The following is a 24,310-nucleotide window of genomic DNA, read 5'->3' on the forward strand; positions in this document are numbered from 1 at the left end:
TATACCTTACTTCGCTATTTGCGGCAAGCACAGAAAAATATGATTTCTTTCTGTGTCTAAAAAAAGAAAAAAAGGACTGCACATTCGTATGCAGTCCTTTCTGTCGTACGTATATTAAGCTTCCTGAGCTTCAGGGTATACGCTAACTTTCTTTTTGTCGCGACCAAAACGTTCGAAACGAACGACGCCGTCAACTTTTGCAAAAAGAGTATCGTCACCACCGAGACCGACGTTTTCACCTGGATGAATTTTCGTTCCGCGCTGACGATAAAGGATTGAGCCGCCAGTAACAAACTGTCCGTCCGCGCGTTTTGCGCCAAGACGTTTCGAGTGTGAGTCACGACCGTTCCGAGTAGAACCTACCCCTTTTTTCGATGCGAAAAACTGGAGATCTAAACGTAGCATGTATGCCACCTCCTACTATTTAAGAATAATTTTTATATGTTGCCCATAGTCATTTTCAATCGTCTGCAACGAAACAATCATTGCCTTTACAATCAACTGTGTATCGTGATCATTTTCTTCAGTTTCCGGAAAACTGACTTTCAAATATCCACTCTCAGATCCTTGTTGAATCTCAGGGGTTTTGCCTGTAAGTGCAATGATTGCATTGACAGCACCAAATGATACTGCTGATGCAGCTGCACAGACAAGGTCTTTTCCGTATTCTGCGAAATTGGCGTGGCCTGTCATCTCAAAAGAGTTGATACGGCCGGATGATTGTTTCTTGATGATGATTTTGATCATGCCGGCTTACAGGTTAATACCGTCAATGACGATTTTAGTGTATGGCTGACGATGACCTTGTTTTTTGTGATAGTTCTTTTTCGGCTTGTATTTGAAAACCGTGATTTTTTTAGCACGACCCTGTTTAACAACAGTTCCTGTAACTGTAGCACCTTCCACGAATGGAACGCCTACTTTCACGTCTTCTCCACCTACGAATAGAACTCTGTTGAAAGTGACAACTTCGTCAGCTTCACCAGCTACTTTTTCAATGTAGATTTCCTGGCCTTTTTCAACTTTAATCTGTTTTCCACCAGTTTCAATAATTGCGTACATACTTGCACCTCCTCTATAATTACAGACTCGCCTTCCAAGGTGATCCGTACGGATACTTGTACCTTTTCAGCGCGGTTGCAGCACGGGTGCTACAAACATTAACATTTGAATTTTAACACGTATATTTTATTACGTCAACCTATTTAATTTCATTTCTGCAAATGCCTTTTCATATTTTCGGAATCGGAATGCGAAAATGTTTTGTAGCAGGAGGAACGTTGCTAGAAGAATATAAGGCAATGTCTTAGGTAAATCAGTTGCTAACAGGAAAATACCAGCGCAAAGAAAGACAATAGAATGGAGTAAAAAGAGCGTGCGTGTGCGATAAACGGAACCCTCTGTTTCGAGCAGCGCACATATTGCCTGTCCACCATCGAGCGGTAAAATGGGAAGTAAGTTAAGTATTAGCAAGGCAACTTGGATCCGGATAACTTGATCGTTACCCGGAAATGGAATCCATATTGCGAGTAAAAGTACTAACAGTGTCGCCAGAGGACCGCTGAGCGCTACAAGGAGACGATCTCTTCTTGGTGCCATATGTTTATTCCAAATGACGATTTCGCCACCGTATGGCATGATTGTACAGGATCTAATGCGCATTCCAGTGAGATAGGCAGTAAGGAGATGACCGGCTTCATGAATCAGAAGCGAAATAAAAATAATGGCATAGATCGAAATACTGCCGGTCACTATTAAAATAAAAAAGAAAGGTAGGAGAACAGGATGGAGCCTAAATTTCATTGTTCCCCGCCCGAAAGATATGCCGGCAAAAGTGATGCATCCATTTTCACCCCATCACGCTTCACCTTCAGATAAATCGCCTCCTCACCCATTAACCCCAGCGTGTCCCCTTTTTTCACAGCTGTATACGGCAGTTTGGTAAATGTTCCGACGTAACCATACGTCACTTCATCCCCACTATCATATAACACCGTGATGGTTTTCCCCGATTCACGAGTGAAACCTGTAAAAATGACAAGCCCGCTCTCTTGCGCATCAATCGCCAATGGCTGTGAATAGGATACAATCACACCTTCTTTATATGGCTGCATTGATTCATACGCAGAAAAAGGGTTTTCCTTATGTGGATCTGCCATGACCGCCACTTTATCAGCCCCAGGATCATTAATCATCGTCGCAACCCATTTCTTCATCGCCATAAAGTCCTTGCCAGACGTGACATACTGCGTAACAGGTTCCCGTATTACCCCTGCATCCTCCAACTTCGCCACACCTATCACCCCGAGCGTCAACACAATCGCCACCATCCACTTCGTTCTCCATTTCAACCGGTCACACCACCCGTTTTTTTTAGTATATGACGGAGCTGACGGGAATAGTATGGGCGGTTGGTTAGAATTAGTGACAGTGAATTTTGTATCGTTTGATTTCTGCGAGCGAATTTGGGTGATGAATACCCGTGCGTTCATCTTTCGTTGCAACTTTACGATTCTAATTGCAACTAGTGAGTTTTAACTGCAACTAGTAGATTCTAATTGCAACTTTCGAATTCTAACTGCAACTAGTCAAACCTAATTGCAAACCCCCTATTTCAACAACTACTTTTTCAATTCTTCCCGAATGAATTCCGATAATAGATGTTTTTCATCGTTAATTTGAAATAATCGATACCTTGCCTTCACTTTTTTTATTTCAGCATTATTAGTAAGCACACGTATCGCAAAGTAGATGGAGTTGTGCTGCATGAAATCAATCGCACTTCTACTCGTAATTTCCGGCCCAAATAGTAACCGATATTCCTGCAGGGTATTGAGGTGAGCATCACGCGATTCCTCTCCACATTTTCCACAACACCATCGCGAATGTTTTCTTAACATTGGAATGTAATTGCATCCCGGACATCTGACCCCTTTTTTCACTTTATCAACCGAAACATTATAATAGTCAACGATACTTACTAGTTTTTCCGGCCTGTCTTCAGCCAATAGCTCCAATGCCAAACGTTTGCATGTTTCACTTGGTACCACACGTTTAGTCTGGTCTTCTAAAAGTTCAATATACTCGACCAGCGAATCAAGCGGAATCGTTTTCCACTTTTCCGATGCTTGCATAACAATACCCGCACGGCTAACGAATACGATAAGTCCCTTGGCGGACATCTCAATTCCTTTGTCTCGAAGGAAAGAATCGATAATAGTTGTCGACCGACTCAGCTGCGCTTCCGGGTTCCTCATTCCTTCCTTTTTCCCTTCGTCGTTCAGCCTATAAAAATGTTTATTAACGGGATCAAAATAAAATTCCCCCCGCATATTTTTTATTTCTATTACCAAAATGAAATTGGGATGAATAAGTATTGTGTCAATCTGAACTCTCTTTTTTCCAACCTTGATAGTCAAATTCTGCAAAACGTAATAGGGCATCTTCAGTTCAAGCTCTTCTAAAAAATTATCAACCCTTAATTCACCCGCAAATCCCGCACGACAATTTTTATAATCAGACTTGATTCTTTTAAACATTTCATCAGATTCCGATATACGTGAAACAAGCGACGCTAGCCCTGCAAAAGTCCCTGAAATACCTCGTTTTTTAATAATCAATCAAAATCTCCTCCTATTTTGACTTTCTCATTGAAAAAGTATCGATTTCTAACTTAAATCACGTAACCCCATTCATTTACTATCGCTAATTGCAACTCTCCATGTTTAATTGCAACTCTTGAAACGTAATTGCAACTTTGCACTTTTAATTGCAACTTCCGAATTGTAATTTCAACTCTCAACCACCCAAACTCTCCACCCCCAACTAGAATTCCTCAAAAAACCCCCAACACAAAAAATATGTGTCAGGGGTTTGGGGTTATTTCACAAATATCGATTTAAGTTTACCGAAGAATCCAGGTTTTCCAGTAGTAAGTGACATGAGCGGTACTGATTCACCGAGGATACGGCGTGCAATGTTGCGATAGCCAATTGCTGCAGGGTTCGCTGGATCCATGACGACGGGCTCTCCTTTGTTCGAGGAGGTGATAACGTTCTCGTCATCTAAGATGATGCCGAGCAAGTCGATAGATAAATGCGTTGTAATATCGTTGACATCAAGCGCATCTCCGCTATTCATGAGGTGCCGCCTGATGCGGTTGATGATTAGTTTCGGAGGTTCAATGTCTTCCTGTTCAAGCAAACCAATGATTCTATCAGCGTCACGGACGGCCGAAATTTCAGGTGTCGTGACAACAATGGCACGGTCTGCGCCGGCAATGGCGTTTTTAAAACCTTGTTCAATTCCAGCCGGACAGTCAATTAGTATATAATCATAATCCCGTTTCAGTTCAGTAACCAGGTTTTTCATCTGTTCAGGATTTATTGCATTTTTATCAGTAGTCTGAGCAGCCGGCAATAAAAAGAGTCCATCTTCAAAACGTTTATCCTTCACCAGTGCCTGTTGAACTTTGCAGCGACCTTCAATGACATCCACTAAATCGTAGATGATACGGTTTTCAAGGCCGAGAATGACGTCAAGATTACGGAGGCCGATATCAGTGTCAATTAGACACACTTTTTTCCCTTGGAGAGCCAGTGCAGTTCCAAGATTTGCGGATGTCGTCGTCTTGCCGACACCGCCTTTACCAGATGTTATTACGATTGCTTCTCCCAAACTAGCTTCCTCCTTTGAATGATGACAGACCAGGCCGAAGAATCCGGAGTTCCTGCAGACGATCGATGGCGATGAAGCCGTTCGGATGCAAATAAGCACATTCCATTTCCGGTTGTTCCGACAAAATCGTTAACTCATCCGTCATCGTTTCCATTTTGTCCGCGATAATAAGATGTGTTGCTTCAAGCCAAGAAGCCGCGATAACAGCCTTCGCATTGCCGCTCGAACCTGCATGAGCGATTCCTTTTAGTCTACCAAGGACATAGATGCTGCCGGCAGCGACGACGCGGCCGTTGGGATTTACATCTCCAATGACAACGAGGTCCCCTTCCGCCTGCACAACTTGACCCGATCTCACGATGCCGATGTAGGTTTCGGATTGGTTTTCAAGTACTTTTCTATTGGATTCTTCCATCGTGATAACATCACTTTGGATTTTTGATACGCGTAAATTTGGAGAATCGTGAATCGCGTTCATAATTTCCCGCAATTCTTCTTCATTGCAATAGCGGTTGCCAGTATGAACCTGTACTTCCGCAAGCCCCTCCAAGCCGTCTTCGTCCACTTTTTTACGGAGTTCGGCAATCATGTCCGAATAAGCGCATTTGTCGTCAAGCCGAAGAACAAGACCGTCCTTTGTCCCTTTTATCGTTACATATTGCTGTTTCGTCAATTGCGTCACCCCGCACTTTCTTTTACAAAGTTTCGCCTTGTCGCTCTATTACTCTTTTAAAAATTAGAGTTTTGAAAAACCAGCCAAACATACCAACGAAAATTGAGTTGGCAATTATCGTCGGAATAAGTCTCCCTGTAATGAATTCATCCAAGCCAATAGATGTCAATGAAACGAGACTTGCGAAAAAGTATGATAGTACTTCAAGCACGATAATCAGAAGTAGCGCCAGGAACATCACCGTTACAATATGGCGATGGATTTGGCGAATAATTAGTGTTGCAATAAAGCAAATCAAAGGATAAAGAAATGCATATAATCCAATAATATCAATATGGTACATATCATACAAGAGTCCAAGCACAATTCCGTAAATGAATGCATGTTTTCTACTGTAATAGACAGCTATAAAGATAAGGTACACGATAACAAACCGCGGAACAAGTGTATAGCTATCATTTCCAATGTTCACCGGTGAAAACAGGCTAAATACAGGCTCCAGGAAAAACAACAAGACGGCAATAAGAGGGATGATGGACCGGATCATGATCCATCTTCCCCCTCAGTATCTGCTGAGCCGTCTCCGTCTGTTCCCTCAACAATTGATGAGCGCTTCGCAATGATGACATGATCCAACAACGAAAAGTCCGCTGCAGGACGGATATACGCCAACTTCGTCAGTCCATAATCATCTGTAGACACTTCTGTTACTTCTCCTATTAAAAGCCCTTTCGGAAAAATACCACCAAGACCAGATGTTATAACTTTCTGTCCGACTTTAACTTCGAAGCTAGAGTCAATCCTTTTCATGATGAGCTCGCTGCGTTTACGGTCGTACCCTTCGATAAGTCCGTAAGTCTTTTCACCTGCAACAACCGCAGCAACACGGAAATTACGATTTTCAGTCGACAATAACTCAACTGTGGAAGTAAACTTTGTAACAAGTACAACTTTCCCAACCAGGCCATTCGCTGTAATGACCGCCATATTCTTTTTAATGCCGTGTTCTTCGCCCTTGTCGATGATGATTTTCTCTTCCCACTGATCAGGGTTCCGCGAAATGACCGTTGCCTGAACCGGGTCATACACACGTAAATCATCCTTTTTACCTACAATTTCGAGCAAACGTTCATTTTCCGCTTTAACATCCGCCAACTCTGCTTGTCCAGAGGCGTATTCACTTAATCTTACTTTTAAATGTTTGTTTTCTTCGTATGTATTCAAAATCCCATCAATATTCCCAATGACGTTTGTTATGTAAAGCGCCGGCTTCGAGAATAGTGATTGCCCGAAGCCGACGACATCTTTCACAACTTGTTCTGGAAGGGAGGCATTCTGCCGGTCTTTGAGGGAGAATGAAATTAATGCCACAAGGATAATGACGCCCACGAGCAGTAATATCAAACGTTTATTCGAAAAAAATCGCGGCATTGCCCATGTCCTCCCTTACTTATCTACCTTGCATTTTTTTGATCAATTCAAAATTATCAAGTGCTTTACCTGTACCGATGGCAACACAATCGAGTGGATCTTCAGCTATGAATACAGGCATTTGCGTTTCATCAGAAATGACTTTATCAAGATTCTGAAGCAATGCACCACCACCTGTTAGCACGATTCCGCGTTCCATAACATCCGAAGATAGTTCTGGAGGTGTTGTTTCAAGTGTTTTCTTCACACCATCTATGATTTGTGCAATTGACTCACGCAATGCTTCTGCGATTTCATCTGAAGAGATTTCGATTGTTTTCGGCAGACCAGTCAAAAGATCGCGTCCACGAATCTCCATCTTCTGTGTATCGCCAATTACTTTTGCAGAACCAATTTCAATTTTAATAGCTTCTGCAGTCCGTTCACCGATAGTCAAATTATACATTTTGCGGATATAGCTAATAATCGCGCCGTCCATTGTGTCGCCACCGACACGGATTGACTCGCTTGTTACGATGCCGCCAAGTGAAATGACTGCAACTTCTGTTGTACCGCCACCTATATCGACGACCATACTACCAGTAGGTTCCCAAACAGGTAGATTTGCGCCAATCGCAGCTGCAAACGGTTCTTCAATCGTAAATGCTTCTTTCGCACCGGCTTGACGTGAAGCATCAATAACCGCACGCTGTTCAACGGAAGTAATTCCGTAAGGCACACAAATTAGGACGTTCGGCTTTTTCCAGGCTCCGCCTGCCGCTTTCGTCGCTTCTTTCATGTAGTGCTCAATCATAGCCGTCGTAATTTCGAAATCAGCGATAACGCCGTCTTTCATCGGGCGTGTTGCCACGATAGATCCAGGTGTACGACCAATCATATTTCTCGCAGCGCTACCGACTGCTACAATTTCACCAGTATGTGTATTTTTCGCTACTACTGAAGGCTCTCTGAGGACAATGCCTTTTCCTTTGATGAAAACTAATGTATTTGCTGTGCCGAGGTCAATCCCGACATCTCTAGATCCAAATCCAAACAAATGTGTTCTTCCTTTCTGCTAAACCGTTAATTACGGCATTCATGAAATCATACACCATAGTATAACGGATAGAAGAGCAAATTCACAGTGTCACATGTACCCTGATTCATTTTTCGTGCCATTCGAGCCATTATTTCAGAATATATTCACATATAGCCCTTCTCTTTCAGGCTTAAAAACTGGTGATCTCCGATGATAACGTGGTCGAGGACTTCAATGCCCATAATTGAGCCCGCTTCAATAAGTCTCTTCGTCACTTCGATATCTTCTGGAGATGGTGAGGGGTTTCCGCTCGATAGCAATAGGTAAGGTTTTGATGTAATCTTCGCCTTTTCCCCTGCTCCACACCGTGCATGCAACTTTCATCGCACACGGCGTTCCATCGTTTGTCATCTATTTCATTTACCTCAATCTTGCATTAAATTATATCCATTCCCTAGGTTGTTTGTTTAATTTCTTCTTTGCCAACTAATAATCGTAGATTGTTCACTTTCTTGATTTGTTCCTTATTTAATTTCAAAAGTTCAAGATAGCTATGGATAGTATCTTTTTCTGTGGCGTGAATCAGCCGATGAATATCTCTAGTAATCAATACTAGATTGGAATATCTATCGTCTTTCGTCAGACTCCATAATTGTTTATGGTGACAATCCATTTCCGTCAGAATTAACTCTTCCCCTAATACAGCACATTTTCCTTTTTGAGCAACGAACTGCGATATTCGATTATCATTAAACTCTATCGTTGCCCGTTCGTTAATGACAGGATGCTTCCTAATCCATTGAACTTGCCAGTTTGGAACCGACTTTTGTTCTTTATGCATTAGTTTCCGTCCCTTAACGGTGAATTTATTAACACCATTTTTGTGCATTAACGCTGTTTTGGTTTTAATAAACCCTATAGGAATAAGAGGATATCCATTTATATATCTTGTCATTTCCGATTTTAAGTAAGGCTTCAAACCTTGGTCTTTAATTACATAGTTGGTTGTTTTCCTTAATGAGAACTGTCTTAACCGATGGCGTTCTACTAGTGTTAGTTGGTATTGTATTGGCATCAAACTTGCATTTACTTGCGTTGCGATTTGATAATAATTATGAATGCCAATGACCATACTATTGTAGATTTGAACATTTTTGATTAATGCCGTTCCGTTAGGTGCTTTTTGCATAAGTTTGATATGGTCTTTGAGTTGTTTCTTAATCCTCATTCGCGCTTTTTCTGCTATATGTGATTGACAGACATAATTCTTACGACCCAAACGGTCATATCCTTTTCGTTCCATTTTCAGTTCAAAGCCAAGAAATTCGCTACTCTCTTTTTTAAGATTCGTAATTCTAGATTTCTCTTCTGATATGGGAAGGTTTAACCGTTCCTCTAGCCACATTTTACTTGCCGTAAATATTTTTTCAGCATTTGAACGTGTTGTCGTAAAGATTTTAAAGTCGTCAGCGTAGCGAACAATATACATTTCTTTTAGTTTGGATGTTTCCCTCAGCTGTCTGTATCTATATTGATGGCTATACAGTCCCGTTTTCTTAATAAGGTAGTCGTTGATATTACGACATTTCTTACTTTCCCATTGATTAGCTATCCACCAATCGAATTCATTTAAATTGATATTCGCTAACAAAGGAGAAAGTATTCCTCCTTGTGGTGTCCCTTTTGTTGGATATACAGTTTTTCCATTAGGCAAAACAATTGGTGCTTTGAGCATTTTCCGAAGTATAACAAGTAATTGTTTATCCTGGATGCCCATCGTCCATATTTGTTGCATAAGTTTTGAATGTTTCACTTCATCAAAGAAGCCTTTGATATCCACATCCACTACGTATTGCATTTTGCTCCTGCTTATCCGAACAGCACATGCGGAAATTGCATTTTCCGCTGATTTAGTGGGTCGAAAACCGAAACTGTATTTATAGAATTTAGCCTCGCATATCGGTTCCAAAACTTGTAGAATGCATTGTTGCGCTACTCGATCCCACATAGAGGGAATTCCTAACGGTCTAGTCTTTCCATTAGGTTTTGGTATTTCCACACGTCTTACTTTCCGAGGATTGTATTTAGCGAATCTTTTCCTCACAATTTCAATGAATTCATTTGTACTCAACTTTTCAATGTCATTGATTGTGACTTTATCTACTCCAGCTGTCGCACTCCCGTTGTTTCGCTTGATATTGCGATAAGCGAGAAGGATATTATCATCTGAAGTAATAATAGACATTAGATTCGTCAACTTTTGATTTTCTTTACTTTTTGCAAAAAGCATATCAAAGGTTTCTGTCATGCCGTAGTATTCTGCATGTCGTAACCTCGTATTTTTCATTCTAGGGATTTTCTTATAATTTTCTTTCAAGGTCTATCACGCTCCATTTCTGGCCCGTGACCTTTTTAGTCATACGAGAATCCTTGAGGTGATTGAGTTGAAATAAATTTGACTAAACGACTTGAGGCTGTTGCTTCATTTCCATTACAGAAACTTCAAAGCTCATGCCTCTACTCTCACTATCACAAAAGAAAGTTATAGACGAATCCTTTCCTTCCTACCACTTCATCGAGTGTATACTCTCCATGTTAATAGCTTTCCACGTTCCCTTAACTCTATCCATGTCTTAACTTAGGTGCTAGCTCTTGCCTGGCGTCCTCTCCACCGCCTGTAACGGTGCATGAAGCTTTCGAAACCACCATAGGTACTCGCCCACGGAACGCACTTGATTCTTTCATCAAGCCCACTCATTTCTAAGTGCTCGCCACTTACAGACATTTCATTCGCTAGTTCGTCAGTGTTTTACCACATTCTCACCATATCAAGTTTTTTATGACTCCCGACCTATCGGTTGCACCAACCACCTCTGGTTAGCTTTCGGTTACCAAATGGCACTACGACAACTTTCAGCCGACTTTACCGAGCTTCACACCCTATTCTTATATACACTCGAATAGCGCATGTCGGAGTATCAGAGTAGGCATTTCAAGGCGTTACCCCATCATTCTACCTATCGAGTTAAGAGTTCACGACTCTCTTACAGTCTTTTGGACTTTCAGACAGCGTGCGTAACCTTTTCAGTTACGAACATGTCACACGATGATTATGCGCCACTATGATTGACGCCGCGGATCGTTTTACTGCCTCACGAAAAATTTCGCGTGGATGAACTATGCTTGAGTTCAAGCTACCGATAAAAATAGTCTGTTTATGAAGGACTTCATTTTTAACATTCATAAATAGCACAACGAAATGTTCTTGATTGAGTGAGGCCATATCCGTCATTAGATAAGCAGCCGCATCTTCCGGGGACCTTATCGTATACCGCCCCTCTGAGTGCTTACGATACATCCGCTTGCCAATCTCTGCGGCAGCAAGAATTTGAACAGCCTTCGCCTGACCAACTCCTTTTACCAGCATCAGTTCTTCAATTGTAGCGTCTTTCAAGTCTTGGATTTTATCGAATGAAGATAGAATCCGGTTGGCAAGAATGAGAACAGATTCCTGTTTTGTACCTGTACGTAACAATATTGCAACTAACTCTTGGTTGGATAAACTTTCCGCACCTTGCCTGATGAGTCGCTCGCGTGGCCTGTCCGCTATATGTACGTCGCGAATCATCATTTTGTGTTGAAGATCAATTGTCAATGAATGATACACCGCCCTTCAATTCCATAAAGGCCAGCTCCCGCATATGCTCCGTCAACTTTGCAATCGGTAAACCCATAACATTGTAATAATCACCATCAATTTTTTCGACCAATAATGCGCCAGCCGTCTGAATACCGTATCCGCCAGCCTTGTCCATCGGATCCCCAGATTCTACATATGCGTTGATCAACCTATCGTCGAGTTCACGGAAGGTAACCTTTGTCTCAACGGAAAATGTGCGTAACTCATCATCCATAAATAACCCGACGCCCGTTATGACTGTATGCGTTTTACTAGACAGCTCCTTTAAAAACGCTTGCGCTTGTTCTTTACTCTCGGGTTTCGAATATAATTTTCCTTCATGCACAACAATCGTATCCGCTCCTATTACGATACAATCGGGATTATCATTCGCTACTACCTGTGTTTTCATCGCAGCAAGTTGCCGTGCATAGCCTTCAAAATCATCTTTTTCTACAACTAAATCCTCTGACACATTGCTCGGCACAATTGTAAATGGAAAGCCAAGCAAACTTAGAATCTCTCTCCGGCGCGGAGATGCTGATGCTAGAATAACTGGTTTAACAACTGTAAATTTCATTAGTATTTCCCCCTTTAGCCAATCATACTGGATAAAGGGGTTTGTGAAAATTGTCTCAATATCTTCAAAACTCAAATCCGACCCCTTTTCAAGCCTCAAAAAGTGATTTTAACGCAGTTTTCTGTATGTGAGTACTGGGAAAGAAGATGCAATCTGACGATACGTAAATCCTTCGTAAACACTGTAATAGCGGTGATATTCTTGTAAAAACCTTTTGTCTTTTCATCCTCTTTCCCTTCCTTTTTAGTATCGTCCAAATTATTAATTTCGGCTATTTCTGTTTGCATGAGGACCTCGCGCAATTTCCCTGCACCGATTGCCCCGCAGGATGAGGTATCTGCCCTGAACGTTTTCCGATACGTACCTTCAGATTCACTGGAGTCAATGTCATTTTCCGTCAATCCAACAGCGCTCCAAACTAAGTATTTATCGCCCGCCTTTATGACGGCCGCTTTTGATAGTGTTGGATCCTCTGCAATAAATAGGGATGCAGATTCCTTGGATGAGAATGCACCATGTTGTTTCGCAAATAATTGTAACGGCTCTTCATCAGGCTTTGCTGAATTTTCAACAGCTGCTGGACCCGATGCTGCTAACTCTTTGCCGCTCGTCTTGACATCATCTTTCCCTTTGGTCCCAACAAGTAGTAGACCAATCACCGCAACAGCTGCGACACCTATGAGGACACCGTGAAGCATCGCCATGAAGACTGTCACTTTTGAGTAGCGTTTTCCGAATTTCATTACTGACCACCCCGTTTTAAGTTTATCTAGCGCCTAAGTGCTCAGGCCATAAGTTTGCCCTAACCAAGGTGCTTTTATGTTTAACCGTATCAGAATGAACGTGAAAAAGAACAAGACGTATGTCGCCTTGTTCCAATAAATTTATCGACTTAATAGAATAGATTGCCATACCAACCGACAAAATCAGCTCCCCAGAAGTAAGCAATGACAGCAGCCACCGCAATTGAGGGACCGAATGGGATAGGTGTTTTTCGTCCTTGCCCTGTCCGTTTCAATACGATTATCCCAACAATAGACCCGATAAATGCCGCTAAAAACAGCGTCACGAGCGTATTCGTTGTACCCAGCACAAGCCCGATAACGAAGAATAATTTGATATCCCCACCACCCATGCCCCCTTTCGACACGACCGCGATTAGATAGAGGACTCCGAAGCCCACCAGAGCCCCGAGCAGGCTATCCCACCACGGCTCTAGATGAATGAACAGCCGAAGCCCAAGCAAGACGACAGCGAACGGTAACAGCACCTTATTAGGGATAAGCATATAGGCGATGTCCGACACCGTAATGATGACAAGAAGCGACATGAACAAAATGGCGATAAATAATTCGCCGCTAAATCCGAGCATCGCGTAACTTAACACAAATAAAATCCCCGTCACCAACTCCATGATTGGATAAATCGGGCTGATTTTCGTACCACATCCCCTACATGTACCTTGTAGAAATAGATAAGAAAAGACTGGAATTAGATCGACAACACCTAATTTCCGATCACAGATGGTGCAGTGTGAAGGAGGCGAAACAATTGACTCCTTCTTTGGCACACGTAATCCGACAACATTGAAAAATGATCCTAATACAATACCGTATAGGAAAAAGAAAACACCAATACTAATTCCCATGCAATCCTCCTTCTACTGTTTATCTACTAGGTCTATTTTGGCCGCCCTCCGCGTCCTTCTAGACTTTTCCTTATTTTCATACATTTTCACATCAGCCAATTGAAATAGCTCATCGAATTGGCTTGCCTCAACTGAATAAAAAGCAACCCCGATACTTGGCTCAATTTCCAACACAAAGTCATTTCCAACAAACGGATTGGCTGCGAATTCATCGAGTAAAACATCCACCCAATCATCCACCGCTTGATCCGTTGGGTATTCCTCGAGGAAAATGACGAATTCATCGCCGCCAAAACGTGCGACAATGTCACTTTCTCCTGTTATTTTCATCAAAATGGATGCTGTATGCTTCAACACTTGATCGCCGACGGCATGTCCATATGTATCATTGATCGCTTTAAATCGATTTAAATCAATGAGCACAACCGCTGTCCCATTCGTTGACTCAACGGGCAAAGCTTTAATCTTCCCTCTACTTCAGCAACGAAAAACGCTCGGTTGTAAATAGTAGTTAGCGCATCATGATAGGCTAAATGCTGAACAAGCTGCTTACTTTCCAATTCCTCGGTCACATTACGACAAATCAAATAATAAAAGACATCCTCATCCACTTTCAACAGCGATGCATCCAGCGAAAAATAGAGGTATTCATCCTGGGCTGTGTTCATAATTTTAATGGGGTAATCTCTGATGGTCACTTCTTTTTCCAACTGCTCACTTAATCGAAGAAGTTGCTGTCTATTCGTTGTCACTTTAAAATAATCGATAAAAATGAAACCTTCTCTAACTTGGGGCCCGAGCTCAATAGCCGCATTGTTATTGTACTCCAATACTTCCCACTGATCATTCGTAATAATGATAGATACCGGACTTAAGTTGAACAGTTCTTTATATCTTCTCGTAACGGAAGGTAATAACTGAAAACGCAAAACGGAAATGGATAGGAATCCGGTAAACACAATGCCGGATAGTAGATATGGATAGGGAGGTAAGAATCTGCCATAATTCGGATAACCCAAAATGACTGTCAAAATGAGCATACTTATCATTCCCACCATTAAAACTTGAATGGATTTACGTTTTCTGAACGAAGTCGCGTGCTTCATCCCATTCCATAAAGTGGCAACCATAAGAATTAATATTACATTTGATAGGATCAGCTTCATATAATAGGACTTGCTAAAAATCTGCGAGTACCATATGCCATTTTGAATAAATTCAGTGTTATCCACGACATTGACATTCATTACCGTTAAAATGATGACGATTACGACAGGAACGTAAAAGAGATATGGATAGAAGAGTATACGAAAACGCTCGTACATTTTCGTCGTATGAATAAAAAAGTGGAATAAAATAGCTGACGTCAATAACCTAATTTGGTAAAAAAACATGCCGACCATCCAAGCACTAGAAGACAATGGCAATAAATGCCGAATAAATTCTTCAAGAAACAGCAGACAATACGTAAAACTAAATGCCACCATTAACTTATGTTCCAAACGTCGAGGGCTTTGCGCCAACACCATACAGCCTATTCCGAAAATTACAAAGGCAGGAACCATATACACTAGTAGATAAATACCAAGTTGTTGAGTTTGCAAGTGTCCCACCTCTTTCGGCAACTAAAACCTAAAAGGAGAAATCGTTTTGATTTCCCCCAGACCGTTGTGAAACTTCGCAGCACCTAGCACCAGCTACTAAAAATTATACTACTTTTCAAAAATAAAAGAAATAAATAGTTTGCCAGTTTTAAATAGAAAAAACCGGCGCAAGCTCTAGGGGCAACTTGTTCCGGTCATATGTCGTGCAAGGGAAAGGCAGTGAATACATTCATTCATTTTGGTCCTTACATTCAAAACCTGTGAAGATAGGGACCAAACCAATGCCTAAAGGAAGAACCAGATTGTAAGCATAACCGTCATTCGAATTCTCCCGCTTCCGTTCCATCATTGAAAGGTGTCGGATCTATTTTCTCACTTGATGGCGGTGCATTTGTTTTCGGTGCCTCATGTTGTAAATTCACTAAATCGGGACGATAAAAAGCAGAAAACGACACGGTCATTTCAATTATCTCTTTTGAAGCTTCCTCATCGCGAATTTCCTGAGGCATGTTAAAACGAATCGAATCTATAATGAAAATACGTTCCATCTTTTCAATTTCATCGACAAATTTTTCAATTCCTATGTATGAATCAGATTGAAGAACAACTTCGGTTAACAATTGATTGACGTTTTCAACCAATTCAGGCGGATTTTCAATCAGGAATTCACCCTGCGTAAACGTTATATCCTTTACTGTTGCGCCTGATTTTATTTCCGCTTTGCCGATTTGAAGCACAACAGCATCTTCCAGTGACTTTGTAGGAACTTTACGTTGCAATGGCTGAGAACTGGCAGCATCGGTTTTTCTGTTCGATGCTGATTGCTTTAGGAGTGCAAAATAGACATCGCGTTCATTGGAAGTCGTAAGCTTTATTTGCTCATTCGTTTCTTTAGCGGGCGTATAGACTTTAACATACGAATAGGCTGCAATGGAGAGTAAAAGTAAAACGGATAAGACGACAAGGGCAATCTCCTTTTGACGTTTAGTCCAATTAGTCACTCGATTCATCCCCCTCAACCGTGCTAGGCACTTCTTCTATCTCTTCCGTTGTTCCAGCTGTCCCTTCGGCTACAATTCGATGATCAATAAATTGTATGGAATACGTCGCAAGATAACGCGGCAGAACTTCCGTCGAATCACTGCCTTCTTCATCCGATTCTTCATCAATTACGACTGAATCTAAATGGATTTCTGAAACGGAAGGAGACGATTTCAAACGGGTGAAATAATAAGCACTTTCCGGTTTTGAATCGAACTGGATTGAAACTGTCGCTAAATTGGGCCCAGTAAAGTCAAATGTTTGAAAAAAACCGCGTTCAGGTAATAACACGATTAGTTCGTGCAATAGAGGTACAGTATCATACTGATACTCTTCTGCCCATCCAACAGTTGTGGCTAACACTGTTTTCTCGTCGCCCGATTCAGAGTGTTGAAGTTCAGCACGAATTTCCTCTTGACTCGCTTGAAGAGAAGTTAGCTGACTTTCAAGCGTTGCACTTTCACTAACAAGACTGTTTGTCAGCATGAGCGTGACAATATATACAAGAATAGCGGTGCCTATGATAGCCAGTGCTCCAACGAGAAGTTGTGAACGATCCTTCTCTCTTTCTGGCAATAGATTTATATCGACTAGCATATCTACACCTCTTTCAATGCCAACCCAATTGTCCGGTTAAAGCGTGCTGGTATTTCTTCCCCGTTTGCTAAATGTAAGGGTTCTTTAACCAATACATCCGCTTTGATGGCAAGGCGATCTCTGATGACAGAAAGTAACTCATTCATCCGGCTGTATTCGCCGTTCACAAGAAGATGCGTGATAGACGCCGCCCCATTCCACAAATTATAACGATAAAAGTTAATGAGTTTTTCAAGTTCCATGACAATTGTCGAAGGCGTCACAATGCCCGTATCACTCGTAAAATCCCGAACGACAGATAAATCAGTAGAATTTTCAAGATCGACTGGTCTCATGAAGAGCGGATAATGCTCATGAAAAATAGAAACGGTCAACTTTCCATGTGTTAAATCCGCCAAAAGGATATGCTCTTTACCTGATAATTTGTGTTGTTTGAACGCCAGACGGTACAAGGCAAGTGGAGTAATATCAGCTTTCAACGGATCAAGTTTCACTTCTTTCAGGACATCTTCATAACGGTCAAGTACGCCTTCTTTTGACGCAATAATAATCGCTTCGTTTGTTTCAGTGTTCGGTTTATAAGGGACAACGTCAAAGACCGGATCATCAAAAGGAAGATACAGCGTAGAGCCGATTTCAATGAAGAAATAGCCTTTCAATTCGTCAGCCATGACATCCATGGGGTAGGGAACTTTGCGGATAATAACATATTGATCCGGGGCGAGGAATTGGACGGATCGATTGGAGATTCCCCACTGTCCGACAGCCCCGTCCAAAATCGTCACAAGTGTTTCCGAATCGACAATCTTCCCCTCGACAACGACGTTCGGAGGAAGTAGTACTTCCTCCGCAACATCAATGACGAGCGGTTCAATAGACTTCAACCGAACGAACCGAACTGCATCTTCTTCAATTGTCATGGATTCGGTGCGCTTGCGGCGGGTGAATATGGACATGGGCATGAACAGCTCCTAACTTTACAGACTATACAACAGATACAGACATCAATTTGCTATTTATTCACTAATTGTCTTATCACCGTCCGATGTTCCCTTAACTTTATCTTTATTAATTCCTGTAATTGTGGCCTTTGTAAATGTAATTTTCTTTGTTCCAGAAAATTCTATAGCAGCTGTAGTTAACAAATTTTCACCTTTAGCAACTGGTGCTACAGAAGCCGTTCCTGGAATTTTTCCAAGACTATCTAGATAACCTTCACTTTCTAATATAGTTGCTGTAACAGCATCTGTGGCTGTTGGATCTTCAACAAAGTATAGATTGGCTGCACTTAAAACATTTAGTGCATCAGCTTTAACTGCATTATATTTACTATTTTCAATAACTCCACCAATCGCTGGAATCGCAATCGCCGCAATAATCCCCAAAATAACAATAACCGCCAATAGCTCGACAAGCGTTAATCCTTTTTCATTGTTTAAACGTTTCTGTATAAATTTCTTCATGTGTAATTCCTCCCTTTTCATTGTCGCATTTTGCTTACCTCTTCAGTATACCTCAATAAAAGTAATATGAAACTAGTAATTTATTAAAAACTATGTCGTTTTTACTAATATTAGAAATTACCCCTACCATTCAGTCTATATTATTAAATATTTCGAACATCGGCATCATTATCGCAAGGACTATAGTCCCGACTAATCCAGCTAATAAGACAATCATCAATGGTTCAATTAGCGCTTTCAATCGATCCGTCGCAGCTTCCACTTCTTTCTCGTAGAAATCGGCAACTTTCGCCAACATCGCGTCCAGCGACCCCGTTTGCTCGCCAATCGCAATCATATGTGGAATTAGCGGAGGAAATGCCCAATGCCCGTTCATCGGTTCAGTCAACGAACCGCCACGTTCCAACGACTCTCGCGATCTTGCAATCACGCGCGAAATAACTTCATTTTCGACTACCTTTTCCGTCATGGACATGGCTTGTAAAATTGGTACGGAACTGGCAAACAATGAACTCAACGTCCGTGTCATTGTTGCCAGGACGGATTTCTTCATGATGTCACCGAAAATAGGAAGCCTCAAAAGAAATGTATCGAGCAAAAACTTTCCTTCTTTATTACTCTTCATCATCCAAATACCACCAACAACTAACAATGCGAATAATACGAGTAAGTACCAATATGTGGTCACAAATTCACTCGCGTTCATCACGAAACGCGTAATCCAAGGCAACTCTCCCCCAAAACTAGCAAACATGTCAACAAACATCGGCACAATCGTCGTCAATAGAAAGATAACAACCCCAATTGCGAGTACTGCAACAATCAACGGATAAGACATGGCTGAAACTACTTTTTGTCTCAATTGATGTGATTTCTCAAAATGGTCAGCAAGACGGTCAAGTGAATCATCGATTGTCCCTGACATCTCTCCAGCCCGCACCATATTCACAACGATCGGTTCAAATGCTTTTGGATGCTTTATAAACGCCTCGGATAATGAGCCGCCTCCACGCAAATCATCGTTCACAGTGACGAGAATCTTTTGAAACGGTTTTGATTCGACTTGCAAGGCAAGAATTCGGATTGCATCAATGATTGTAACCCCTGCACGAAGAAGCGTTGAAAATTGACGGAGGAACATGATTAAATGTTCTCGTTTCACGGGTTTTCCAATGACAATATCTTTTGTCAGCGCCGTTTCCGCCTGGGCAGTCATGTTAGTTACTCGAATCCCCTGGCTTTTTAGCTTAATAGCAGCTTCACGCTTGTCCACTGCAACGATTACACCTGAACGAATGGATTTAGCGTCGCGTCCTTCATATTTAAACCGAGCCATCGCTACTCATCCCCTTCCAAATACGGCATAGCAGTGTCATATGAAATGATTCCTTTGTCGAGGAAGGTCTGGACGGTCGATGCCATCATATGCATACCTGCTGCACGATTTGTCTGGATGATGGAGGGAATTTGATGAACTTTCTCCGTTCGAATTAAGTTCGCAATTGCAGGATTATTAACCATCACTTCTGTCGCAGCCCTTCTCCCTTTTCGATCTGCGGTTTGGAATAAGCGCTGCGAAATGACGGCTGTTAGCACACCCGCTAGCTGTACTCGGATTTGAGATTGCTGCCCATGTGGAAATACGTCAATAATCCTGTCAATTGTAGAAGCCGCACTCCAAGTATGCAGCGTCGCTAACACGAGGTGACCCGTTTCTGCAGCAGTGATTGCTGTCGAAATCGTTTCTAGGTCACGCATTTCACCGACAAGAATGACATCAGGATCTTGCCGCAGCGCCGCTCGTACACCTGATGTAAACGAAGCCGTATCAAACCCGACTTCCCGCTGATCAATAATTGAGGTGCCATGCACATGCATGTACTCTATCGGATCTTCCAGCGTAATAATATGTTTTCGCATCGTTTCATTCATGTATTTTATCATTGCTGCAAGTGTCGTCGATTTACCCGATCCTGTTGGCCCCGTCACAAGGATGAGTCCCTGAGGAGTATGCGCCAACTTCTTCAATGTATCGGGCAATTGGAGATCATCGATTGTTGGAATTTTTGTTGGAATCGTCCGAAAAGCAAGCGAGACCGATCCGCGTTGTTGAAATGCATTAACACGGAACCGCGCGACCCCAGGAACTTCATAAGAATAATCGATCTGACCATGTTCTATAAAGTCAGGATACAATTTATCGGGAATCGTAATTTGTGCAACTGATTCTGTGAAAGGATTAGTAACCACCAATTCGCCATACCGTTTCAAATCGCCATGCACTCTGAATACAGGTGGCACTCCAACTGTAAGATGGACATCTGAAGCACTAAATTCAAACGCTATCTTTAGCAGCTCATCAATCTCATTTTTCAAAAATAATCCCCCTATTCAATCAATGCGACGCGCAATACTTCTTCTGTCGTCGTAATCCCTTGTTTCACTTTCAACAAACCATCGTCCATTAAAAACACGGTCTTATTGCGAATGGCAATTCCCCTTAATTGTGCAGAAGAACCGCCCCTATTTATAACGTCCCGCATGTCATCATCCAATACGAGCACTTCATGAATTGCAATCCGCCCCCGGTAACCGGTCAAATTACAAACCGCGCAGCCAGAACCTCTCATCACTTTTTCAATCGTAATACCACGCTTCGCAAAAATTTCGATTTCACGACTCGTTGCCGCCATTTCCCGTCCGCAATCTCTGCACACTCGTCTGATAAGCCTTTGCGCAATAACTGCGTTTAACGATGACGTAACTAGAAACGGTTCAACCCCCATGTCGAGCATTCTTGTAACGGTAGCAATAGAGTCATTCGTATGGATGGTGCTGAGGACTAAGTGACCGGTTAACGAAGCTCGAATCGCTATCTCAACCGTTTCCCGGTCCCGTATTTCCCCAACCATAACGATATCGGGGTCTTGCCTTAAGATTGATCGAAGTCCGGCCGCAAATGTCAATCCAACATTCGGATTGACTTGAATCTGATTTACCCCAGCTAACTGGTACTCGACTGGATCCTCAACCGTAATGATATTGACTTCCTCGGTATTCAATTTATTGAGCGCAGCATAGAGCGTCGACGATTTACCTGATCCGGTAGGGCCTGAAATTAGGACAATGCCACTCGGTTTCTCAATTTGTTCAAGGAAGCGTTCTAGATTCAAGCGATTAAATCCTAATTTCGTTAAATCATTTAATGAACTGCTTAAATCCAGAATTCGCATAACAATTTTTTCACCATAAACCGTGGGTAACGTGGAGACACGAAGATCGATCGGCCTGAAATCCACGTTCGTCTTAATCCGACCATCCTGAGGTATCCGGTGTTCCGTTATGTCCAAATTCGCCATAATTTTTATGCGCGCACTAATCATCGCTTGCATATGTTTCGGTAAAAAACGTTCCGATTTCAGCATGCCATCTATTCGAAAACGGATGGCAACCTGGTGTTCCTGAGGATCAAAATGGATATCACTCGCCTTTTGCGTAATAGCTGAAGACATCAACTGATTGACCAACCGAACAATTGGTGAATCCAAATCCGTCAACTCGTCTTGCTGCTCCAATTGTTCAGGCGTCTGCTCCATAAAGAGCTCATCAAATGATTCCTCATCATAATACTTAGAGATTGTTCGCATAATATCGTCTTTTGAAGCAATTGCAGTTTCAATATGAAATCCAGTGGAAAGCCTTAAATCGTCCACAGTTATATAATCCATCGGGTCGGACATCGCCACGAATAGTCTATCCCCATCAGCTTTTAGGGGTACAATTAAATTACGTTTGGCGAATTCTTTCGGCACAACATTAAATAACTTCGGATCGAAAGGATATCTAAAAAGATTGACGTGAGGAATACCTAATTGGAATTCCAACACTTCAATAAGTTGCTGTTCTGTAATAAATCCGTGTTGGAGGAGCGCATCGCCGAGTTTTAGATCTCTTGGTTTTTCACTTAATGTTGTTTGCAGTTGTTCATTCGTGAGTAGACCGGACTCGACGAGCAAGTCACCGAGTCTTTTGCGTGTTGTCGTCATGCTGTCCCCCCATTTCCAACCGATAATTAGTTAATGATATTTCCACCTTTATCATACTGAATATCAGGTGTTTTTCCCTCTTCATTGCCATCAGAATCCTGTCCTTGTGACGGATGAGTACCAGACAGTGGATTTGATCGATCGCCGGAATCTATTGGATTCCCCAGCGAATCGACGGTGCCAATATCATTACTTCCTGTACCCCCAGTCTGCGTTAAATCTTTCTTTAATGGCTGTAGTTCTATTTTAGGCAGTGGTGCATAGAAATCGGATGCTATCATTTCATCCACTACTACCACCCCTTCATATGAAATGGTTCGATGAACTTCTACTTCCATCCCTTTACGACCTTCATCTACAATACGTATTTGTCCGTTTGGCACGAATGCACTAAACTGTTTGACCGTTTTTTGCTCATATGATTGGATTTGGTCAATATAAGGCTGATAAGAATAAAGCAACGGCATGCCTGTAATGGACGATTGGATTGTTCCACCTACGGATGCAAGAGAAAGCCTGAAAACTGTTTTATTTGGATTGGTGAAAATGAAATTCAGTCCGAGTTTTTCATTTATTGCCGCTTCGAATCCCGGTTCCGCAGATGACGCTAGCGTACTGCCGATATTTCGTTCATCTACAACAAAGTTTGTTTGCAATATTGTCGCGTAAAGAACAGATGCAAGCACTGTTAATTCCTCATCAGACACGACACCAATCTCCTTACTTTGAATAAAATCAGCTAAAGAAAACGTTGCAAAAGAGGCAATTTCCGCACCATTTAATGCATTGATTAAATTCATCAACGAAGACGAGGGCTCTGTTACTGCAATTGACGAGGTTGCGATTTCTATTTCTGTGAAGTCCGAGTAGTCTGTAATGTGAACATTAAGTGGCATAATACCTGTTTCTAACTGCCGTTCGATACCAGTTGCAATCGATTGAATACTGTCCTCACTAAACAAAATTGAAGTGAACTGCTGTGTCAGAATCGTTCGAAGTCCATCGACTGAAACTGTTGCGACAATCGGATTTTCTTTCCCTGAATTTGATTGTTCGACCGTTTTTTCAACGTCGAAAGTAACTACTTCTGGAGGCAATGCAACAGTAATATCCTGATAAGTTAAATCGACTGCAAAATCCGTTTGAAGTGTACTGAAATCTGATTTCAGTTTCTCTTTCACTGCTGGTTCTTTTTGTCTCGAGATGTCGAAAGGACCGACAAAGGTTTGATCCCCAAAATTCTTTGATGACCCATTAGAAAAAGCGAGGGCACCAACAGATGAAAATCCGTAAAAAACGAGCGTCGACGTCAAGACTATGATAAACGTATTTAAGAATCCTTTACTTCCCATCAGAACCCTCCTTTCTATCGTAATACTCACTCTGCTCGCTTTCAATTTCTTCTCGATTTGCGCTCATCCATTGATTCAAACCATCCTCGATTGGTTCCATCGAGAAATCAATATCCTTGTCGACTGACGCTGCTAGTTCTTCATTCGCATCGATACGTGTAGAGTGGATAATTTCACGAGGGATATCTTTTACCACGGGGTGTTCAGAAACAGTTACTGCTTCCGGTTCAGACCGCTTGTCCAGCAAAACTGAAACAGCGAATGCAAGTCCAAACATCGCCACTAGGACATAGGGAGGATCAAATATACGTTGCATCACAAGACCTATAAAAGATATACATAATCCGGCAATCGTTCCCAATACAAACCGATTACTTATTCTTTTCCGACGAACTATATATATTAATATAGGAAGGGCTAGAATTGCAGCTACTAATAGAATGATATATTCCAATATGCGGTCTCCCCTTACTCATTTAATGATTGATATTTTATTTTAAA

At 41.9% G+C, this 24,310-nt stretch carries 26 protein-coding genes, 2 pseudogenes and 1 other annotated feature; all 28 genes and pseudogenes read right to left on the reverse strand.

The annotated features are described in order from the left end of the window. Nucleotides 1-114: 114 nt before the first annotated feature. The gene (gene rpmA, locus I2484_RS07130; protein ID WP_207150351.1) at nt 115-405 is read right to left on the reverse strand and encodes a 50S ribosomal protein L27; all 291 of its coding nucleotides are present in this window, start codon (nt 403-405) and stop codon (nt 115-117) included. A gap of 15 nt (nt 406-420) precedes the next feature. After that, the gene (locus tag I2484_RS07135; protein ID WP_207150352.1) at nt 421-747 is read right to left on the reverse strand and encodes a ribosomal-processing cysteine protease Prp; all 327 of its coding nucleotides are present in this window, start codon (nt 745-747) and stop codon (nt 421-423) included. A 6-nt stretch (nt 748-753) separates the two neighbouring features. After that, entirely contained in the window at nt 754-1,062 is a 309-nt protein-coding gene (rplU, locus tag I2484_RS07140) for a 50S ribosomal protein L21 (protein WP_067208153.1), read from the reverse strand. Nucleotides 1,063-1,075: 13 nt separating this feature from the next. Then, nucleotides 1,076-1,149, reverse strand: a sequence feature (ribosomal protein L21 leader region). 42 nt (nt 1,150-1,191) lie between these two features. Then, nucleotides 1,192-1,803, reverse strand: coding sequence for a M50 family metallopeptidase (locus I2484_RS07145; RefSeq protein ID WP_207150353.1), 612 nt, complete (start codon nt 1,801-1,803; stop codon nt 1,192-1,194). Next, nucleotides 1,800-2,351 (reverse strand): M23 family metallopeptidase, encoded by a 552-nt coding sequence (locus I2484_RS07150; protein WP_207150354.1) that lies wholly within the window; start codon nt 2,349-2,351, stop codon nt 1,800-1,802. The genes I2484_RS07145 and I2484_RS07150 overlap by 4 nt, the downstream gene beginning before the upstream one ends. Before the next feature lie 270 nt (nt 2,352-2,621). After that, complete coding sequence (locus I2484_RS07155; RefSeq protein ID WP_207150355.1) at nt 2,622-3,620, reverse strand: NERD domain-containing protein; 999 nt, start codon at nt 3,618-3,620, stop codon at nt 2,622-2,624. Nucleotides 3,621-3,879: 259 nt separating this feature from the next. Next, the gene (minD, locus tag I2484_RS07160) at nt 3,880-4,677 is read right to left on the reverse strand and encodes a septum site-determining protein MinD (protein WP_067208143.1); all 798 of its coding nucleotides are present in this window, start codon (nt 4,675-4,677) and stop codon (nt 3,880-3,882) included. 1 nt (nt 4,678) lies between these two features. Continuing rightward, on the reverse strand, nt 4,679-5,350 hold the full coding sequence (minC, locus tag I2484_RS07165) for a septum site-determining protein MinC (protein ID WP_207150356.1): 672 nt from the start codon (nt 5,348-5,350) through the stop codon (nt 4,679-4,681). A 22-nt stretch (nt 5,351-5,372) separates the two neighbouring features. Continuing rightward, on the reverse strand, nt 5,373-5,897 hold the full coding sequence (gene mreD, locus I2484_RS07170) for a rod shape-determining protein MreD (protein WP_207150357.1): 525 nt from the start codon (nt 5,895-5,897) through the stop codon (nt 5,373-5,375). Then, nucleotides 5,894-6,781, reverse strand: a complete 888-nt coding sequence (gene mreC / locus I2484_RS07175; protein ID WP_207150358.1) for a rod shape-determining protein MreC — start codon at nt 6,779-6,781, stop codon at nt 5,894-5,896. Before mreC ends, mreD begins: the two co-directional genes overlap by 4 nt. Before the next feature lie 19 nt (nt 6,782-6,800). Beyond that, complete coding sequence (locus tag I2484_RS07180) at nt 6,801-7,817, reverse strand: rod shape-determining protein (protein WP_207150359.1); 1,017 nt, start codon at nt 7,815-7,817, stop codon at nt 6,801-6,803. Between the two features lie 146 nt (nt 7,818-7,963). Further along, nucleotides 7,964-8,110, reverse strand: a pseudogene (locus I2484_RS07185) (JAB domain-containing protein); the annotation flags it as partial. 143 nt (nt 8,111-8,253) lie between these two features. Continuing rightward, complete coding sequence (ltrA, locus tag I2484_RS07190; protein ID WP_481886385.1) at nt 8,254-10,176, reverse strand: group II intron reverse transcriptase/maturase; 1,923 nt, start codon at nt 10,174-10,176, stop codon at nt 8,254-8,256. A 729-nt stretch (nt 10,177-10,905) separates the two neighbouring features. Beyond that, a pseudogene (gene radC, locus I2484_RS07195) lies at nt 10,906-11,430 on the reverse strand (RadC family protein); the annotation flags it as partial. A gap of 13 nt (nt 11,431-11,443) precedes the next feature. Next, entirely contained in the window at nt 11,444-12,058 is a 615-nt protein-coding gene (locus tag I2484_RS07200) for a Maf family protein (protein ID WP_207150361.1), read from the reverse strand. Between the two features lie 95 nt (nt 12,059-12,153). Continuing rightward, the gene (locus I2484_RS07205) at nt 12,154-12,801 is read right to left on the reverse strand and encodes a hypothetical protein (RefSeq protein ID WP_207150362.1); all 648 of its coding nucleotides are present in this window, start codon (nt 12,799-12,801) and stop codon (nt 12,154-12,156) included. 149 nt (nt 12,802-12,950) lie between these two features. Further along, nucleotides 12,951-13,706 (reverse strand): prepilin peptidase, encoded by a 756-nt coding sequence (locus I2484_RS07210; RefSeq protein ID WP_207150363.1) that lies wholly within the window; start codon nt 13,704-13,706, stop codon nt 12,951-12,953. A 12-nt stretch (nt 13,707-13,718) separates the two neighbouring features. Further along, the gene (locus I2484_RS07215) at nt 13,719-14,162 is read right to left on the reverse strand and encodes a GGDEF domain-containing protein (RefSeq protein WP_207150364.1); all 444 of its coding nucleotides are present in this window, start codon (nt 14,160-14,162) and stop codon (nt 13,719-13,721) included. Next, nucleotides 14,114-15,310, reverse strand: a complete 1,197-nt coding sequence (locus I2484_RS07220; RefSeq protein ID WP_207150365.1) for a GGDEF domain-containing protein — start codon at nt 15,308-15,310, stop codon at nt 14,114-14,116. The genes I2484_RS07215 and I2484_RS07220 overlap by 49 nt, the downstream gene beginning before the upstream one ends. Nucleotides 15,311-15,627: 317 nt before the next feature. Further along, nucleotides 15,628-16,311, reverse strand: a complete 684-nt coding sequence (locus I2484_RS07225; protein ID WP_207150366.1) for a hypothetical protein — start codon at nt 16,309-16,311, stop codon at nt 15,628-15,630. Beyond that, nucleotides 16,304-16,948 (reverse strand): PilN domain-containing protein, encoded by a 645-nt coding sequence (locus I2484_RS07230; RefSeq protein WP_207150367.1) that lies wholly within the window; start codon nt 16,946-16,948, stop codon nt 16,304-16,306. Before I2484_RS07230 ends, I2484_RS07225 begins: the two co-directional genes overlap by 8 nt. 2 nt (nt 16,949-16,950) lie before the next feature. Further along, nucleotides 16,951-17,910, reverse strand: coding sequence for a type IV pilus biogenesis protein PilM (gene pilM / locus I2484_RS07235; RefSeq protein WP_207150368.1), 960 nt, complete (start codon nt 17,908-17,910; stop codon nt 16,951-16,953). A gap of 54 nt (nt 17,911-17,964) precedes the next feature. Then, nucleotides 17,965-18,411 carry a prepilin-type N-terminal cleavage/methylation domain-containing protein gene (locus I2484_RS07240; RefSeq protein WP_207150369.1) on the reverse strand — a complete coding sequence of 149 codons (447 nt, stop codon included), beginning with the start codon at nt 18,409-18,411 and terminating at the stop codon, nt 17,965-17,967. Between the two features lie 130 nt (nt 18,412-18,541). Further along, nucleotides 18,542-19,747 (reverse strand): type II secretion system F family protein, encoded by a 1,206-nt coding sequence (locus I2484_RS07245; protein WP_207150370.1) that lies wholly within the window; start codon nt 19,745-19,747, stop codon nt 18,542-18,544. Nucleotides 19,748-19,749: 2 nt separating this feature from the next. Next, a complete protein-coding gene (locus I2484_RS07250; RefSeq protein WP_207150371.1) occupies nt 19,750-20,787 on the reverse strand; it encodes a type IV pilus twitching motility protein PilT in 1,038 nt (345 codons plus the stop codon). Nucleotides 20,788-20,798: 11 nt separating this feature from the next. Then, a complete protein-coding gene (locus I2484_RS07255; RefSeq protein WP_207150372.1) occupies nt 20,799-22,457 on the reverse strand; it encodes a GspE/PulE family protein in 1,659 nt (552 codons plus the stop codon). Nucleotides 22,458-22,483: 26 nt separating this feature from the next. Beyond that, nucleotides 22,484-23,809 carry a hypothetical protein gene (locus tag I2484_RS07260; RefSeq protein ID WP_207150373.1) on the reverse strand — a complete coding sequence of 442 codons (1,326 nt, stop codon included), beginning with the start codon at nt 23,807-23,809 and terminating at the stop codon, nt 22,484-22,486. Beyond that, nucleotides 23,799-24,263: a hypothetical protein gene (locus I2484_RS07265; protein WP_207150374.1), complete on the reverse strand. Its 465-nt coding sequence runs from the start codon at nt 24,261-24,263 to the stop codon at nt 23,799-23,801. The genes I2484_RS07260 and I2484_RS07265 overlap by 11 nt, the downstream gene beginning before the upstream one ends. Nucleotides 24,264-24,310: the final 47 nt, after the last annotated feature.

The organism is Sporosarcina sp. E16_8, assembly GCF_017347095.1.
GTDB lineage: Bacteria > Bacillota > Bacilli > Bacillales_A > Planococcaceae > Sporosarcina.